Raw genomic sequence first — 15,494 nt, forward strand, 5'->3', positions numbered from 1 at the left:
TCACGACAGCCCCTCCGCCACCACCCGGCAGAGGGGCTGTTCCACGTGTTCTCATCTCGCGCCCGCATTGCTACGGTGCCCCAACCCTGACGACCCATCAGATCCGTGCTCTCCGGGAGGACCGGCATGCGTGCCCTCGTCGCCGCCGCCATCGGGCTGGCCGCAGCCCTCGCGCTCGTCTTCACCATCACCACGATCGGCGCCCCGCCCGGAGAGACCTCGCCCAAACCCCTGCTGACCACCGTCCCGGGCCCCAAGAACCAGTAACCGGAAGAAGCAACAGAAGCTGAGGGAGGGCACCACCATGCGCCGCAGAGCCAGCCTCGTACTCCTGGCCTTCGCCGTCTTCTTCGCCGCCATGTCGCCACTGCTGCGCTGGTACGCCTTCCCGAGGCTGGCGAAGATCCCGCCCAGCCAGTACCAGGAGACGGTGCTGGAGGCGAAGCCCGCCACCCTCCTCGACTACAACGACAACATGAAGGTGAAGACGGTCCCCAAGGTCACCATCGTGCAGACCCTCAAGGGCAACGTCGAGGAGTCCGAGAAGATCGAGCGCAGCGCCGGACGCGACGTCGTCGTCTGGGACGCCCTCAGCTTCGTGGCCGGCCCGGACGGCAAGATGGTCTCCCAGATCCCCGAGCGCTACATCTTCGACGCCCACAGCCAGGCCCCCGTCCACGCCACCGGCGAATCCGTCGACGGTGACCCGGTCCGGCGCGAGGGCATCGAGTTCAAGTGGCCCTTCCTCACCGAGAAGCGCGACTACGAGTACTTCGACGCCCAGACCCGCACCAGCTCGCCCATCCACTACAAGGGCAACCGCACCTTCCACGGCATGGACGTCTACTACTTCGAGCAGACCATCCCGTGGACCAAGGTCCCGATGCCGAAGAAGATGCCGATCCAGGGCGTCACCACGGAACAGATCGCGAAGACGGGCATGACCCGCTGGTACACCACCAAGCGGATGTTCTGGATCGACCCGGTCACCGGAGCGCCGGTCAACGGCGAGGAGATCCACAAGGAGGAGCTGCGCAACGCCAAGAAGATGGGGATGCCGCAGGACACCATGACCGTGTTCGCCGGGCACGTGAAGATGCGCCCGGACTACGTCGAATCGATCGTCGACCTGGTCAAGTCCCAGCGCCTGCTGGTCCTGCTGCTCACCTCGTACCTGCCCTGGGGCTTCGTCGTCCTCGGCGCCGGCCTGCTCGCGCTCGCCCTGTGGCTGGAGGCGCGCTCCCGGCGCCCGGACGGCGAACTGCCCGACGGGGCACCGGCAACCGCCCCGGACCCGGAACCCACTCCCGCCTGAGCCGCGCCCCAGAGGGCCCGGCAATAGGCTTCGCGGCGTCGCGGGGCTCGGGGCACGCACCTCGCGGCGTTGTCGTCGATCACCAACGCTCCTTCACCCGCGCTGCCTACCGCCGGGCCCTCTTCGTGAACCGGGTCGCCTCCACCGTCGTGGGGTCCTGTGGCCACGGATGCTTCGGATACCGGCCGCGCAACTCCGCACGCACGGCCCGGTAGCCGTCCCGCCAGAACGACGCCAGATCCGCGGTGACGGCTGCGGGACGGCCGGCGGGGGAGAGGAGGTGGACCAGCACCGGCACCCCGGCCACCCTCGGGGTCTCCTGCAGGCCGAACAGCTCCTGGAGCTTCACCGCGAGTACGGGCTGCGCCCCGCCGTACTCCACCCTGATACGGGAGCCGCTCGGCACCTCGATCCGCTCCGGCGCCAGCTCGTCCAGCCGGGCCGCCTCACCGGTCGCCCACGGCAGCAGCCGCCGCAACGCCTGCCCCGCGTCGATCCGCGCGAGATCGGAGCGCCGCCGCGCCCGCGACAACTCGGGCTCCATCCACTCCTCGGTACGGTCCAGCAGCGCACCGTCCGACACATCCGGCCAGGGCGCACCCAACGTCCGGTGCAGAAAGGCGAGCCGATCCCGCAGCTGTTCGGTCTCACGCGTCCGGCGCAGCAGCCCGAGCCCTTCGCGCCGCAGACCCTCGATCAGCGCCTCGCGCACCAACTCGGGCGCCGGCTCCTTCAGCGGGCGCACCGACAGCTCGACGGCACCCAGCCGCTCCACCCTGCGGGCCACCACATCGCCACCGGCCCAGCGGACCTCCTCGCCCGCGAACCGCAGATGCCCGGCGGCCGTCCGCGCCGTGTCCTCGTCGATGACGGCGGCGAGCCGCACCCGCGCGGACGCCGCGTGCGCGGGCCGGTCGGCGACCGCGACCGCCAGCCACGGCGCGCTGCGCAGCCCCGACTCGTCCGACAGCTCCGCGCCCGTACCCGACACCATCAGGAACGTCCCCTCGCCCCGGGCCCGCGCCACCCGCTCCGGGAACGCCAGCGCGGCCACCAGACCGACGGCTCCATCGTCCGGACCACAAGCCCCACCCACGTCCTTGACCGACGAGGACAGCCGCCGGACCTCCTGCCGCCAACGCGCCGCATAGCCGTCCCCGCCCCGCCGGGCGGTACGCAGCGCGGCCGCCAGATCATCCCCGTATGCGCGCGGCGGCTCCTCGCTCAGCAGCGCCACCACCTCGGCCGCCCGGCGGCCGCCGACCTCGGCAGCGCCGTCCAGCAGGGCCCGCGCCAGCCGCGGATGCAGGCCGAGCCGGGACATCCGTACGCCCCGGTCGGTCACCCGCCCGTCGGCGTCCACCGCACCGACCGCCGTCAGCACCTCGCGTGCCGCGCCCATCGCACCCGCGGGCGGCGGATCGAGCAGCGCCAGCCCCGACGCGTCCGGATCGCCCCAGCACGCTGCCTGCAACGCGAACGCCGCCAGATCCGCGATCTTGATCTCCGGGGACGGAAACCGCGCCAGCCGCCCGTCCTCCGCCTGCTCCCAGCACCGGTACACCGCCCCCGGCGCCTCACGCCCGGCCCGGCCGGCCCGCTGCCTCCCCGCCGCCTGCGACGCCCGTACCGTCGTCAGCGCGCTCAGCCCCCGGGCGTGATCCGTACGCGGCTCCCTGGCCAGCCCCGAGTCGACCACGACCCGCACCCCGGGCACCGTCAGGGACGACTCCGCCACCGAGGTCGCCAGCACCACCCGCCGACTGCCGGACGACCCGGCCAGCACAGCGTCCTGCACCGCCGCCGGAGCCCGCCCGTGTACCTGGAGCACCTCGGCGGCCACCCCCGCCAGCTGCGCCGCGACCCGTCCGATCTCGCCGACACCGGGCAGGAAACAAAGCACATCGCCCTCCCGTTCGGCGAGCGCCCGGCGCACCGTCGAGGCGACATGCGTCAGCAACGCCGGATCGACCCGCATCCCGTGCGGCGGCCGCACCGGCCCGGCGGGCGGGGCCCAGACCACCTCCACCGGATGCGAAACGCCCTGCGCCTCCACCACCGGAGCATCCCCCAGCAGCCGTGCCCAGCCCTCCGCGTCCGTCGTCGCGGACGCGGCGACCAGCCGCAGATTGGGCCGGATCGCCTCCCGCACATCGAGAAGGAACGCGGCGACCGTGTCCGCGTCCAGATGCCGCTCATGGCACTCGTCGATGATCACCGCATCGACCCCGGCCAGCTCCTGGTCGCGCTGCAGCCGCTGGAGCAGCACCCCGGTGGTCACCACCTCCACCACGGTGCGGGGCCCCACCACCCGCTCCCCGCGGACCGTGAAGCCCACCCGCCCGCCGGCCTGCTCACCGATGAGCCACGCCATCCGGCGTGCCGCCGCCCGCGCCGCGATGCGCCGCGGCTCGGCGACCACCACCCTGCGCACCGGGCCACCCCCGGTCAGACCGGCCAGGACCAGCGGTACGAGGGTCGTCTTGCCGGTGCCGGGCGGTGCGCACAGCACCGCGACGCCGCGGTGGTCGAGGGCCCGCTCCAGGGCGGGCACAGCGGTGCGTACGGGCAACTGGTCCAGGGCGTCGGTACGGATCACGCTCCCAGTCTCGTACGAGGCACCGGGGCTCCCGTACCCCGAGACCGGTCCCAGGGCCTCCGTATCAGTCCCGCACGCAGACGAAGATCGCCGTCCCCGGGATCAGGTTGCCACGCAGCGGGGACCAGCCGCCCCACTCCTGGTTGTTCCAGGCGGGCCACTCCGGTTCGACGAGATCGACCAGCCGGAATCCGCCGGCCACCACGTCCCGCACCCGGTCGCCCAGCGTCCGGTGGTGCTCGACGTACACGGCATTGCCCTGCTCGTCCTGCTCGACATAGGGAGTGCGGTCGAAGTACGAGGCCGTGACGGAGAGCCCCTCGGGACCCGGCTCGTCCGGGAACGCCCAGCGGACCGGATGCGTCACCGAGAAGACCCAGCGGCCCCCGGGGCGCAGCACCCGGTGCACCTCGCGGAACACCTGCACGGGATCGGCGACGAACGGCACCGCGCCGTAGGCGGAGCACGCCAGGTCGAAGGAGCCGTCCCGGAACGGCAGCACCCCGGCGTCCGCCTCCACCAGCCGGACCGCCGGCACATCGCTGCCGCCGATCCGCAGCGCGTGCTGCAGCTGCCGGTGCGAGAGGTCCAGGGCCACCGGACGGGCGCCCTTGGCGGCCAGCCAGCGCGAGCACTGCGCCGCGCCCGCACCGATCTCCAGGATGTCGAGGCCCCTCAGTGACTCGGCGGGGCCGAGCAGACCGGCCTCGGCCTCGTCGAGCCCCTCCGGACCCCAGACGAAACGGTCGTCGCCGAGGAAGGCGCCGTGGTCGCTCTGGTACTCGTCGGCGTTCCGGTCCCACCAGCCGCGACTTGCCCGGCTGCTCTCGGCCTCCGAAGCGCCGCGGCGAGTCGCTTCGGGTTCGGCCGCGTAGATCTCTTGGCTCATCGTGTCCGTCGTTGTAGTTTGCCTTCACCCCGCCGCACGCGGTATGCCCCCAGGGGCACCCGTGAGTACGGCTCCGTACCCACGATTATCTCCCGGGGCCGATGTGGCCTCGGAGAACACGAATTGTGCCGGATTTGGGGCGTTGTGCCCCCGGTGTGCGCCTTCGCGCATTGACCGTGCCCGACTGCCCCCGTATGCTACAAGTTGCGCTGCGGGCCTGCGCGCCTCAGACCTAGCAGGCCGCGCTCGCGTCTGTTGTATGTCCCCTCGGTTCACGAGGCGTCTCCCGCCCAGCGGGTTCGGTGCTTCCCGGGCTGTCCGGCTTCTGCAGAGGCGATACGGGCTCCCGGCGTAGCAGTACCTACGACTCACTGTCCGTACCGGAGCCCTTTCCCACATGACGAGCAGCACCGAGACCACCGCCACCACTCCGCAGGTTGCGGTCAACGACATCGGCGACGCGGACGCGTTCCTCGCGGCGATCGACGAGACGATCAAGTACTTCAACGACGGCGACATCGTTGACGGTGTCATCGTCAAGGTTGACCGGGACGAGGTTCTCCTCGACATCGGTTACAAGACCGAAGGCGTCATCCCGAGCCGCGAGCTCTCGATCAAGCACGACGTCGACCCGAACGAGGTCGTCAAGGTTGGCGACGAGATCGAGGCCCTGGTTCTCCAGAAGGAGGACAAGGAAGGCCGCCTGATCCTCTCGAAGAAGCGTGCTCAGTACGAGCGTGCCTGGGGCACCATCGAGAAGATCAAGGAAGAAGACGGCATCGTCACCGGTACCGTCATCGAGGTCGTCAAGGGTGGTCTCATCCTCGACATCGGCCTCCGCGGCTTCCTCCCGGCGTCGCTCGTCGAGATGCGTCGTGTCCGCGACCTTCAGCCCTACGTGGGCAAGGAGCTCGAGGCGAAGATCATCGAGCTGGACAAGAACCGCAACAACGTGGTCCTGTCCCGCCGTGCCTGGCTCGAGCAGACCCAGAGCGAGGTCCGTCAGACCTTCCTCACGACCCTGCAGAAGGGCCAGGTCCGCTCCGGCGTCGTCTCCTCGATCGTCAACTTCGGTGCGTTCGTGGACCTCGGTGGCGTCGACGGTCTCGTGCACGTCTCCGAGCTCTCCTGGAAGCACATCGACCACCCCTCCGAGGTTGTCGAGGTCGGCCAGGAAGTCACCGTCGAGGTCCTCGACGTCGACATGGACCGCGAGCGCGTCTCGCTGTCGCTCAAGGCGACGCAGGAAGACCCGTGGCAGCAGTTCGCCCGTACGCACCAGATCGGGCAGGTCGTTCCCGGTAAGGTCACCAAGCTCGTTCCGTTCGGTGCGTTCGTGCGCGTCGACGAGGGCATCGAGGGTCTGGTCCACATCTCCGAGCTGGCCGAGCGCCACGTGGAGATCCCGGAGCAGGTCGTCCAGGTCAACGACGAGATCTTCGTCAAGGTCATCGACATCGACCTCGAGCGTCGTCGCATCAGCCTCTCGCTGAAGCAGGCCAACGAGGCCTTCGGTGCCGACCCGGCCTCGGTCGAGTTCGACCCGACCCTGTACGGCATGGCCGCGTCCTACGACGACCAGGGCAACTACATCTACCCCGAGGGCTTCGACCCCGAGACCAACGACTGGCTCGAGGGCTTCGAGGCTCAGCGCGAGGTGTGGGAGACGCAGTACGCCGAGGCGCAGGCGCGCTTCGAGCAGCACCAGGCCCAGGTCATCAAGTCCCGCGAGGCCGACGAGGCCGCTGCTGCCGAGGGCGCTGCTGCCCCGGCCGGTGGCGCCCCGGCTGCCTCCGGCGGCAGCGGTGGCGGCTCGTACTCCTCGGAGTCCGCGGACAACTCCGGCGCCCTGGCGTCGGACGAGGCCCTGGCTGCCCTGCGCGAGAAGCTGGCGGGCGGCCAGAGCTGACGCTCTGCCCCTCCGGCCGGTGATCGGCTGCAGTAGCTGAAAGTGAGGCCCGCTCCCTTCGGGGAGCGGGCCTCACTCGTATCCGCGGCGCGGTTACGGAGTGACGGTGATGTTGGTCAGGCCCTTGCCGCCGGTCACCGTGTTGCTGCTGTGGACGGCGGTCGGACAGCTCGCGCTGTAGTTGGTCACGTTGAACGCGATCTGCTTGTCGCCCGTGGAGCCGGTCAGGTCCGAGGTGTTGTTGCGGAAAACGGTGCCGCAGCCCCAACCGCTCTGCTGGGTGTGGGTCTCGTAGCCGTTGTTGGTCGTACGGGAGCCCTTGTTGCCCTCGACCAGGACGTCGTTGCCCTTCACATCGACCCAGGAGTCGTCGTAGTTGGCGCCGGTCAGCCCGCTGCCGTCGAAGGTGTTGCCGATGATCTGTGCCCCGGTGGTGCCCTCCTTGATGTCGACGTTCTCGCCGCCGACCCCCGGTCCGATCGTGTTGTTCAGGATCTGGACCTGGTCGCTCCTGTCGGAGAGATCGCCCGCCGTGCCGACGTAGACGCCCTCGCCCATGCCGCGGCCGTCGTGCCCGGTGTCGTAGATCCGCGAGTTCTTGATGACGCCGTTCTTGCTGGACTTGCGGAAGTGGACGCCCTCCATGTCCAGATCGTGCACGGTCACCGAATCGATCACGACCCCGGTGGCGGTGTCGGTCATGATGCCCTTCTGGCCGCCGGTGACGGTGATGCCCTGGACGGTCCAGTAGGAGGCGCCGTTGAGATGGAGTCCGTAGCCGCCGCCGGCCGTGAGGACTGCCTTGGCGGAGCCGGTGAGGGTGATCCGGGCGGAGGCGGTGCCGGGGGCGGTCGCCTTGAAGTTGCCGGTGTAGGTGCCGTCGGCCAGGTGGATCGTGTCGCCGGGGACCGCGGCGGTGAGGGCGGACTTGAGCTGGGCGGCGGTGCTCACATCGATGACCGTCGCCGCGTCCGCGGTGGTGGCGGAGGTGAGGGCGAGGCCGCCGGTGGCGAGCGCGGTGGCCAGCAGGGCGGGGAGCAGCGTGCGGGTACGCATGGGGGTGCCTTCCCGTCAAAGGAGTTCGAGAGTTCTCGTACATGAACGTGGGGCGAGTCTCTGAACATGCTGCCCAGTGACGGTAAGGGTGAGGTGTGGCCATGTCAAGGTCTGGACCATTGTTCGTGGCGGCGTCGAGCGGGGCGAACAGAGGGAAACGTGCGGGATGCACGAGTAACTGACGGCCCGTAACACACCCTTGCCGGGATCGCGGCAACCTCGAGATCCGAAGGGGAGCCGGGGCATGACACGCACTTCGCGCAACTCGCCTGTGGTGCCGGGCGCGAGCCGCCGCACGTTTCTGTGCAACGCAGGGATCACGGGTGGCGCGGGCGCGATGTTCGCGACCATGGGGGCCCTCGGCCTCGCCCCCCACCCGGGCGGCAAGCCGTGAACCTGCCTTTCACACACCCGGCGAAGGTGACTTCACGCCGAAGGGGAAGGCTGCGGCCGAGGCCGTGATCGTCGGCGGCGGAATCGCCGGACTCACCACCGCGTACGAACTGGGCAAGGCGGGCTACGACTGTACGGTCCTGGAGGCCCGGAGCCGTACGGGCGGCCGCAACTTCACCGTGCGCGGGGGCGATTCCACCATCGACACCTACGGCAACCAGCAGACCGCACACTCCAGTGACGGGCAGTACATGAACGCGGGACCCGCCCGGATCCCGCAGTGGATGGTCACCCTCGACCACTGTCGCGAACTCGACGCGGTGACGGCGCTGCACACCCGCGTTCTCGCGTAAGTTCCGGCATGAAACGCCGGGTGAAGGGGCACGGTCCGGGAATGCCCGTACCCCGCCGGGCGTTCTTCTCCAAGAACACGAGGAGGAGCGGTAACCGTGCCTGATCCGCAGAGTTTGTACGAATGGGTGCCGAAGGGACTGGCCGTCGTCGACATGGCGCTCGCCCAGGAGTCGGCCGGCCTGGTCATGCTCTATCACTTCGACGGATACATCGACGCGGGTGAGACCGGTGAGCAGATCGTCGACGGCCTGCTCGAAACGCTGCCGCACCAGGTCGTTGCCAGCTTCGACCACGACAGGCTCGTCGACTACCGCGCACGGCGCCCGCTGCTGACCTTCCGGCGCGACCGCTGGGCGGCCTACGAGACCCCGACGCTTGACGTACGGGTCGTCCAGGACGCCACCGGAGCACCCTTCCTGCTGCTTTCAGGGCCCGAGCCGGACGTGGAGTGGGAGCGCTTCGCCGCCGCCGTCGAGCAGATCGTCGAACGCCTCGGTGTCCGCCTCGCGGTGAACTTCCACGGCATCCCGATGGGCGTCCCGCACACCCGTCCCGTCGGCCTCACCGCGCATGGCAACCGCACGGACCTCATGCCCGGCCATCGCAATCCTTTCGAAGAGGCGCAGGTGCCCGGCTCCGCCGAGGCACTGGTGGAGTACCGGCTGATGGAGGCCGGACACGACGTCCTCGGTGTCGCCGCCCATGTGCCGCACTACGTCGCCCGCTCCGCCTACCCGGACGCGGCGCTCACCGCCCTGGAGTCGATCACGGCCGCGACCGGCCTGGTCCTGCCGACCGTCGCCCATGCGCTGCGCACGGAGGCCCACCGCACCCAGACGGAGATCGACCGGCAGATCGGCCAGGGCGACGAGGAGCTCGTCTCGCTCGTGGAGGGCCTTGAGCACCAGTACGACGCGGTCGCGGGCTCCGAGACCCGGGGCAACCTGGTCGCCGAGCCGGTCGACCTGCCGTCCGCCGACGAGATCGGTCTCGAATTCGAGCGATTCCTCGCGGAGCGCGAGGGGGACGCCTGACCGGCCGCGCCCGTCACCCCTCGTACTAGGCTGCCCGGCATGCTGAAAGTGGGCCTGACCGGTGGGATCGGCGCCGGCAAGAGTGAAGTGTCACGGCTGCTCGTCGGATACGGAGCGGTGCTGATCGACGCGGACCGGATCGCCCGGGAGGTCGTCGAGCCGGGGACTCCCGGTCTCGCGGCCGTCATCGACGCGTTCGGTGCCGGCATCCTCACCGCCGAAGGAACCCTGGACCGGCCGAAGCTCGGCTCGATCGTCTTCTCCGACGCCGACCGGCTCGCCACCCTCAACGCCATCGTCCACCCGCTGGTAGGTGCCCGTTCCGCCGAGCTGGAGCGGGCCGCGGGCCCCGACTCGGTCGTCGTCCATGACGTCCCCCTCCTCACGGAGAACGGCCTCGCCCCGCTCTACGACCTGGTCGTCGTCGTGGACGCCAGTCCCGAGACCCAGCTCGACCGGCTCGTACGGCTGCGCGGCATGACCGAGTCCGAGGCCCGCGCCCGCATGGCCGCGCAGGCGACCCGGGAGCAGCGGCGTGCCGTGGCCGATCTGATCGTCGACAACGACGGACCGCTGGAGGAACTGGAGCCGCAGGTCCGCAAGGTCTGGTCGGAGCTGACCCAGCGGGCCGTGGCCGGCTGATTTCCGTATCGGAATACCGGACAGCGGCCGGGCGTTGAGAACCCGGTAGCGAAGGGAATGATGCGATCGTGCCCGAGAGAACTCCGGAGACCAACGTCATCGACTTCCGCGCGGCCGAACACCTGTTGGCGGCGCACGACCCCCGGGGCGCGGTCAAGCTCCTGGACTCGGTGATCGCGTCCCATCCGGAGAGCACCGCCGCTCGGCTGCTGCGGGCCCGCGCCTTCTTCGCCGCCGCCCAACTGCGCCCTGCCGAGCTCGAATTCGAACTCGTCCTGGAGCGCGAACCGGACAACGCCTTCGCCCACTTCGCGCTCGCCCGCACCTTCGAGCGCTCCGGCCGCTCCGACCGGGCCGCCCGCCACTTCCGGCTTGCCGCGGCACTCGACCCGAACCCGGAGTATCTGAAGGCGGCCCGCTTCCGTACGGAGAGTTGACCGCTCCGCACGGAGGGCTGACGCCCACCCGGCGTGCACGGCGGCTCGTCCCGGCCCGGCGCGTCCGCGTCAGTGCCCGTACCTGCCGCGTCCGCCGTGGTCGGGTTCGTACGGCGGGATATTGCGGCCCGGCTGGTAGTGCGGGCCCTGGTGGATGTGGTGGATGATCACCGCGATGTCCACGAGGACCAGCAGGAGCAGCAGACCGCAGGCCGCGGCCCAGCCCGGGCGGTCGGTCAGCGTGAACGCAGCCAGGCCGAAGACGGCCCAGGCCAGCCCCCATAGACTCAGGCAGAGCCGCAGCCGCAGAGGACTGCGTGCAGTCGTCGGTTCATTACCGGTACGCATGGCGATCGCCTCTCCTACCAGGATGGACCCGCGACGGTGCTTTGGGGCATGTCGACGTCGGATCGGATTGAGGGGATCGTGCGTGAACGGCACATCGTGGGGGGACCGTACCGGCCGCAGGGCGAGGGTCCGGGGCTGTCTGCTGGGCGGGGCGATCGGGGACGCCCTGGGGAATCCGGTGGAGTTCCTTTCGCTCGCCGGTATCCGCCGCGCGCACGGTGAACACGGTGTGCAAGGGCTTCTCCCGGACGAGGACGGGGTCGTCGGACGTGTCACGGACGATACGCAGATGACCCTGTTCACGGCCGAAGGACTGATCAGGGCCCATTCCCGGGCGATGTCGAAGGGCATCGGCGGCGCCGAGATCGGGATCGTGCGGAACGCCTATCTGCGCTGGCTGGACACCCAGAACCACCCTGCTCCGCCGGCCCGCGGCGGCGACAACCCGGTACGGACCGGCCGGCTCAGGCAGCAGCCCTGGCTGTACGCGCGCCGGGCCCCCGGCAACGCCTGTCTGACGGGGCTCGCGACCGGCCATGTCCCCGAACCGACGGGGCGGCTCGGTGAGCCCGGTCCCGTCAACACCGGGTCCAAGGGGTGCGGCACCGTGATGCGGTCCGCCCCCTTCGGACTGGTGGGCGAGGACGCCCAAGTGGGCTTCCGGCTCGCCTACTGGTGCGCGCAGATCACCCACGGCCACCCGACCGGTGCGTACGCGGCCGGGGCGTTCGCCGCGATCGTCGCCCATCTTCTGGAGGGCGACTCGATGGCGGGTGCGGTGCTGCGGGCCATGGAGCTGCTGGGCTGCCACCCGGGGCACGAGGAGACGACGGCGGCGCTGCGCGCGGCCGTCGACCTGGCCGCCGAGGGCGAGCCGACCGCCGAGAAGGTGGAGAAGCTCGGCGCGGGCTGGGTCGCCGAGGAGGCCCTTGCCATCGCCGTGTACTGCGCCCTCGTGCTGCCGGGCGCCGATCAGGTGGCCCAGTCGCTGCTGCTCTCGGTCAACCACTCGGGCGACAGCGACTCCACAGGTGCGGTCTGCGGCAATCTGCTCGGCGCGCGCCACGGGGACGTACACCTTCCGCCGTCCTGGCTGGTGGCGACCGAAGGGCGAGCGATGATCACCGAGGTGGCCGACGATCTGTGCGTGGAGTTCGAGCACGCGGTCGTGTGGCCGGCCGACCGCTACCCGGTGTACTGACGGCCGGCCCGTACCTTGCGCGCCGACGACCTGTCAGTGCGTCACCGCCGCGCTGGTCGCCTGTCGTTCGGTGTGACGGGAAGACCGCATGCAGGAACGACCGTCAGCGGCCGTTCGTTCGGCTGTACATGAGCGGACGACTGGTGCGTGAGGGATATTCAGGGACGGGCCCCGGCGCGATCACGCCGGACGGCTGTGCGGTCGAACTGTACAGACGGCTGTCCGTCGGCGATGAACCCGAGGTGATCACGGCGGCCGTACCCGCCGGGGCAAGGATTCTGGAACTGGGCTGCGGGGCGGGCCGGGTGACCCATCCGCTGATCGAGCGAGGCTTCGACGTCACCGCCGTGGACGAGTCGGCACAGATGCTGGAGCACATCCGCGGCGCCCGCACCGTACAGAGCCCCATCGAGTCGCTGGACCTCGGTGACGAGACGTTCGACGTGGTGATGCTCGCGTCGTTCCTGGTGCACACGAGCGAGCACCGGGTGCGTGACGGGATGCTGCGTACCTGCCGGAACCACGTCAAGGACGGCGGGGCCGTACTCATCCAGCGCGAGGGCGCCGACTACCACACCAACCTGCCGCGGGAGCGGGTCGATCCGGGCGGCTACACCGTACGGATCGTCTCGGCCGAGCCCGTGGGGGACGGGGTGGACTCGGTACATGCCGAGTACCTCTTCGACGATGCGCGGTGGACCCAGACATTCCTGTCGCGGGAGCTGTCGAAGGAGAAGTTCGAGGGGTACCTGGAGGCGGCGGGTCTGACCGTCGACCGGTATCTCACGGATGACGGGATCTGGGTGCGGGCCCTGCCGAAGTAGCTCCTCGGAGCAGATCCGCGGTCCGGGAAGCGATGAGTTCCGGACCGCGGACGGGTCTACCTCTTCGTGGGCAACGCCACCCGAAGCCTTCCCGAGGAGACCCAGATGTCCGAGTACACACCGGTCCGGAGCACCCCCGCTGCCGCCCTTGCCACCTCTGCCGACACTCGCCCCGGGGGTCGCAGCCGCGGGGCCGTCGCACTGACCGCCGCACGCGTCGTTCTTGCCCTGTTCTTCGGGTTCAGCGCGTTCGCCAAGCTGATCGCCCATGAGACGGCGATCGAGTCCTTCGACCGGATGGGCTGGAACCAGGCCGCGATGTACACCATCGGAGGGCTGGAGATGGCGGGGGCCATTGCCCTGTTGATCCCGGTCCTGGCAGGAGTGGCGGCCATGGCCTTCTGCGGACTGATGGCGGGCGCCTCCATCGTCCAACTGACGCTGCTCGACCGGATGAACGCGATCATGCCGGCACTGCTCATCGTGCTGCTCGTCCTGATCGCCCGGGAGCGACGGGGCCGCACGGCGGATCTGGTCGCGCTCGTTCGCAGGCGTGCATAGCGGCCATGGCGCGGCTCTCGTCCACGTCGGCCGCCCGGCGCCGAGCGGCATCCGCGGGCGAGGGCGGGCGCGCGGGCGAGGTGCGCAACACGATCAGCGGGACGCCCGGCATCGGCGGCCCGGTGATTCAGGCCGTCGAGATCGGCTCCATCAACTTCGGCAGCGAGCGTCGGCGGACAACCTCCAGCGGCTTTCCGCTCTGCGTGCGGCCGGTCAGTGGACCGTGCTGAAACTGCGCCACGGCAGGGCACCGGCCCCGTTGACGTCGCTGAGCGTGGTCGCGAGGTAGGTCGTACCCGGACCGGTGCAGTCGGGAGTGCGGTACAGAATGATGTCGATCAGGGTGCCATTGCTCACTTCCTTGGCGCCAGCGGGAGCGAGCAGGTGGCAGCCTTTCACCGAAGGGCTGTTCACCATGATCACGGCGTCCCGCTCGGTCGTGTAGGTGATCGGCCCGACCGCGGTCCGGCCGAGGCCGGAACAGCCTGCGACGGTGAGGGTCAGGAGCGCGGTGCCGGCTGCGATGCCGAGACGGCGGCGCCGGTGATCGATCACGGGCATGGGCGGGTCCTCGTCTGTCTCGTCCGGCTCATCCGTCAGCACGGCGTACGCCACAGCACCGCATGCGCCACGGAGAACGTGCTGACGCTGGTCACCTTGCCTGCTCCCCGGTGGCCCGGCATCCGGTGCGCGGCCGGCCGGGCGACAGTCGTACCGGGTGGGCCTCGAAACAATGTTCATATCGGTTGATATTGGGCATACCGTGGTAACAGCGATTTATTTTCGTGTTTCAGTTGTTTCCGGCGTTCAGGGGGCCGTCATGGTCCAGGAGCTCGTAATCGCAATGGTGGGGGCGGCCTCGGCGGGTGCGCTGTACTTGGCGGCGGCGGCCAAGGTCGTCAAGCAGTACGAGCGGGGCGTCGTACTGAGGCTCGGCAGGCTCCGTAACGATGTGCGAGGGCCCGGATTCACCATGGTGATCCCCGGCGTCGAGCGGCTGCGCAAGGTCAATATGCAGATCGTGACGATGCCGGTGCCCGCGCAGGACGGAATCACCCGGGACAACGTCACGGTACGGGTGGACGCGGTCATCTACTTCAAGGTGGTCGATGCGGCGAGTGCCGTGATCCAGGTGGAGGACTACCGGTTCGCGGTGTCGCAGATGGCACAGACCTCACTGCGGTCGATCATCGGCAAGAGCGATCTGGATGATCTGCTGTCCAACCGCGAGAAGCTGAATCAGGGCCTTGAGCTGATGATCGACAGCCCGGCGGTCGGGTGGGGTGTGCAGATCGACCGGGTGGAGATCAAGGACGTGTCGCTGCCGGAGACGATGAAACGCTCCATGGCCCGTCAGGCCGAGGCCGACCGTGAGCGGCGAGCCCGCGTCATCAACGCGGACGCCGAGCTTCAGGCTTCGAAGAAACTCGCCGAGGCGGCGAAGGAGATGTCCTCCCAGCCGGCCGCGCTCCAACTGCGCCTGCTGCAGACGGTGGTTGCGGTCGCGGCCGAGAAGAACTCCACGCTGGTGCTCCCGTTCCCGGTGGAGCTGCTCCGCTTCCTGGAGCGGGCGCAGCAGCCCGCGCAGAAGCAGGTGACGCAGCCGCAGCAGGCCGTGCGGCCGCCGCAGCGCCCCGCGCCGCCGCAGCGCCCCGCGCAGGCACAGCGCCCCGCGCAGGCACAGCCGCAGCCGTCCGCAGCGCCCGCGCCCCCTCCCGCTTCCGCGCCCGCTGTTTCTGCGGCCACGGCGCCCGCGCGGCCCCCTCGTCCGAAGCCGCTCGCCAGGCACTGAGCCGGCGGCGCCTCCCCCTGCCCTGGGCCGGTCGAGTTGGCCTGCCGACAAGGCCGTATTAAGGCCTGCATTGCATCTGACCTGCTGGAATGCAGGTGCGCGACCGGTTGTCAGACCCCCCGCCTAGACTCGCAGGAGTC

General features: G+C 70.0%; 16 protein-coding genes and 1 pseudogene. 12 read left to right on the plus strand and 5 right to left on the minus strand.

Going from position 1 to position 15,494, the window contains the following annotated elements; genetic code table 11:
- The first annotated feature begins 126 nt into the window (after positions 1-126).
- Both IEZ15_RS14490 and pgfA read left to right on the plus strand, forming a co-directional pair.
- Positions 127-267 carry an SPW_0924 family protein gene (locus tag IEZ15_RS14490; RefSeq protein WP_189277074.1) on the plus strand — a complete coding sequence of 47 codons (141 nt, stop codon included), beginning with the start codon at positions 127-129 and terminating at the stop codon, positions 265-267.
- A 37-nt stretch (positions 268-304) separates the two neighbouring features.
- The gene (gene pgfA / locus IEZ15_RS14495; protein WP_114243976.1) at positions 305-1,315 is read left to right on the plus strand and encodes a cell envelope lipid trafficking protein PgfA; all 1,011 of its coding nucleotides are present in this window, start codon (positions 305-307) and stop codon (positions 1,313-1,315) included.
- Positions 1,316-1,421: 106 nt separating this feature from the next.
- Here pgfA and hrpB read toward each other — a convergent pair whose 3' ends face one another.
- Positions 1,422-3,914, minus strand: a complete 2,493-nt coding sequence (gene hrpB / locus IEZ15_RS14500; protein WP_189277076.1) for an ATP-dependent helicase HrpB — start codon at positions 3,912-3,914, stop codon at positions 1,422-1,424.
- A gap of 64 nt (positions 3,915-3,978) precedes the next feature.
- A complete protein-coding gene (locus tag IEZ15_RS14505) occupies positions 3,979-4,803 on the minus strand; it encodes a class I SAM-dependent methyltransferase (RefSeq protein ID WP_189277078.1) in 825 nt (274 codons plus the stop codon).
- Between the two features lie 397 nt (positions 4,804-5,200).
- On the opposite strand from IEZ15_RS14505, the gene rpsA reads away from it, so the two are divergent.
- Complete coding sequence (rpsA, locus tag IEZ15_RS14510) at positions 5,201-6,712, plus strand: 30S ribosomal protein S1 (RefSeq protein ID WP_114243973.1); 1,512 nt, start codon at positions 5,201-5,203, stop codon at positions 6,710-6,712.
- A gap of 93 nt (positions 6,713-6,805) precedes the next feature.
- On the opposite strand, the gene IEZ15_RS14515 is transcribed toward rpsA, so the two are convergent.
- Positions 6,806-7,768 carry a right-handed parallel beta-helix repeat-containing protein gene (locus IEZ15_RS14515; RefSeq protein ID WP_189277080.1) on the minus strand — a complete coding sequence of 321 codons (963 nt, stop codon included), beginning with the start codon at positions 7,766-7,768 and terminating at the stop codon, positions 6,806-6,808.
- 337 nt (positions 7,769-8,105) lie between these two features.
- On the opposite strand from IEZ15_RS14515, the pseudogene IEZ15_RS14520 reads away from it, so the two are divergent.
- The 4 genes and pseudogenes from IEZ15_RS14520 to IEZ15_RS14535 all read left to right on the plus strand — a co-directional run.
- Positions 8,106-8,511, plus strand: a pseudogene (locus tag IEZ15_RS14520) (FAD-dependent oxidoreductase); the annotation flags it as partial.
- 99 nt (positions 8,512-8,610) lie between these two features.
- Positions 8,611-9,549, plus strand: a complete 939-nt coding sequence (locus tag IEZ15_RS14525; protein WP_189277082.1) for a PAC2 family protein — start codon at positions 8,611-8,613, stop codon at positions 9,547-9,549.
- Between the two features lie 39 nt (positions 9,550-9,588).
- A complete protein-coding gene (gene coaE / locus IEZ15_RS14530; RefSeq protein WP_189277085.1) occupies positions 9,589-10,191 on the plus strand; it encodes a dephospho-CoA kinase in 603 nt (200 codons plus the stop codon).
- A gap of 68 nt (positions 10,192-10,259) precedes the next feature.
- Complete coding sequence (locus IEZ15_RS14535) at positions 10,260-10,628, plus strand: tetratricopeptide repeat protein (RefSeq protein ID WP_114243968.1); 369 nt, start codon at positions 10,260-10,262, stop codon at positions 10,626-10,628.
- Positions 10,629-10,697: 69 nt separating this feature from the next.
- Here the strand turns inward: IEZ15_RS14535 and IEZ15_RS14540 are convergent, their stop codons facing one another.
- Positions 10,698-10,976 carry a DUF6343 family protein gene (locus tag IEZ15_RS14540; RefSeq protein WP_114243967.1) on the minus strand — a complete coding sequence of 93 codons (279 nt, stop codon included), beginning with the start codon at positions 10,974-10,976 and terminating at the stop codon, positions 10,698-10,700.
- Between the two features lie 82 nt (positions 10,977-11,058).
- Here IEZ15_RS14540 and IEZ15_RS14545 point away from each other — a divergent pair, with 82 nt between their 5' ends.
- The 4 genes from IEZ15_RS14545 to IEZ15_RS14560 all read left to right on the plus strand — a co-directional run bounded on the left by IEZ15_RS14545 (position 11,059) and on the right by IEZ15_RS14560 (position 13,792).
- Positions 11,059-12,177: an ADP-ribosylglycohydrolase family protein gene (locus tag IEZ15_RS14545; RefSeq protein ID WP_229845890.1), complete on the plus strand. Its 1,119-nt coding sequence runs from the start codon at positions 11,059-11,061 to the stop codon at positions 12,175-12,177.
- A gap of 128 nt (positions 12,178-12,305) precedes the next feature.
- Complete coding sequence (locus tag IEZ15_RS14550) at positions 12,306-13,001, plus strand: class I SAM-dependent methyltransferase (protein WP_189277088.1); 696 nt, start codon at positions 12,306-12,308, stop codon at positions 12,999-13,001.
- Between the two features lie 105 nt (positions 13,002-13,106).
- Complete coding sequence (locus IEZ15_RS14555; RefSeq protein WP_189277090.1) at positions 13,107-13,562, plus strand: DoxX family protein; 456 nt, start codon at positions 13,107-13,109, stop codon at positions 13,560-13,562.
- Positions 13,563-13,567: 5 nt separating this feature from the next.
- Entirely contained in the window at positions 13,568-13,792 is a 225-nt protein-coding gene (locus IEZ15_RS14560; RefSeq protein ID WP_189277092.1) for a hypothetical protein, read from the plus strand.
- Here IEZ15_RS14560 and IEZ15_RS14565 read toward each other — a convergent pair.
- Positions 13,776-14,123 carry a hypothetical protein gene (locus IEZ15_RS14565; protein ID WP_114248926.1) on the minus strand — a complete coding sequence of 116 codons (348 nt, stop codon included), beginning with the start codon at positions 14,121-14,123 and terminating at the stop codon, positions 13,776-13,778. The genes IEZ15_RS14560 and IEZ15_RS14565 overlap by 17 nt on opposite strands.
- A 259-nt stretch (positions 14,124-14,382) precedes the next feature.
- On the opposite strand from IEZ15_RS14565, the gene IEZ15_RS14570 reads away from it, so the two are divergent.
- Positions 14,383-15,354 carry a slipin family protein gene (locus IEZ15_RS14570; RefSeq protein WP_189277094.1) on the plus strand — a complete coding sequence of 324 codons (972 nt, stop codon included), beginning with the start codon at positions 14,383-14,385 and terminating at the stop codon, positions 15,352-15,354.
- Positions 15,355-15,494 lie beyond the last annotated feature (140 nt).

The organism is Streptomyces atratus (assembly GCF_014648655.1).
Taxonomy (GTDB): Bacteria; Actinomycetota; Actinomycetes; order Streptomycetales; family Streptomycetaceae; genus Streptomyces; species Streptomyces atratus.

Bases quoted from the DNA above. Each gene is read 5' to 3' on its own strand.
- IEZ15_RS14505 (WP_189277078.1), bottom strand. From the start codon at position 4,803: ATGAGCCAAGAGATCTACGCGGCCGAACCCGAAGCGACTCGCCGCGGC.
- rpsA (WP_114243973.1), top strand. From the start codon at position 5,201: ATGACGAGCAGCACCGAGACCACCGCCACCACTCCGCAGGTTGCGGTC.
- IEZ15_RS14565 (WP_114248926.1), bottom strand. From the start codon at position 14,123: ATGCCCGTGATCGATCACCGGCGCCGCCGTCTCGGCATCGCAGCCGGC.
- IEZ15_RS14570 (WP_189277094.1), top strand. From the start codon at position 14,383: ATGGTCCAGGAGCTCGTAATCGCAATGGTGGGGGCGGCCTCGGCGGGT.
- IEZ15_RS14560 (WP_189277092.1), top strand. From the start codon at position 13,568: ATGGCGCGGCTCTCGTCCACGTCGGCCGCCCGGCGCCGAGCGGCATCC.
- IEZ15_RS14540 (WP_114243967.1), bottom strand. From the start codon at position 10,976: ATGCGTACCGGTAATGAACCGACGACTGCACGCAGTCCTCTGCGGCTG.
- coaE (WP_189277085.1), top strand. From the start codon at position 9,589: ATGCTGAAAGTGGGCCTGACCGGTGGGATCGGCGCCGGCAAGAGTGAA.
- IEZ15_RS14550 (WP_189277088.1), top strand. From the start codon at position 12,306: ATGAGCGGACGACTGGTGCGTGAGGGATATTCAGGGACGGGCCCCGGC.
- IEZ15_RS14515 (WP_189277080.1), bottom strand. From the start codon at position 7,768: ATGCGTACCCGCACGCTGCTCCCCGCCCTGCTGGCCACCGCGCTCGCC.
- pgfA (WP_114243976.1), top strand. From the start codon at position 305: ATGCGCCGCAGAGCCAGCCTCGTACTCCTGGCCTTCGCCGTCTTCTTC.
- IEZ15_RS14490 (WP_189277074.1), top strand. From the start codon at position 127: ATGCGTGCCCTCGTCGCCGCCGCCATCGGGCTGGCCGCAGCCCTCGCG.
- IEZ15_RS14555 (WP_189277090.1), top strand. From the start codon at position 13,107: ATGTCCGAGTACACACCGGTCCGGAGCACCCCCGCTGCCGCCCTTGCC.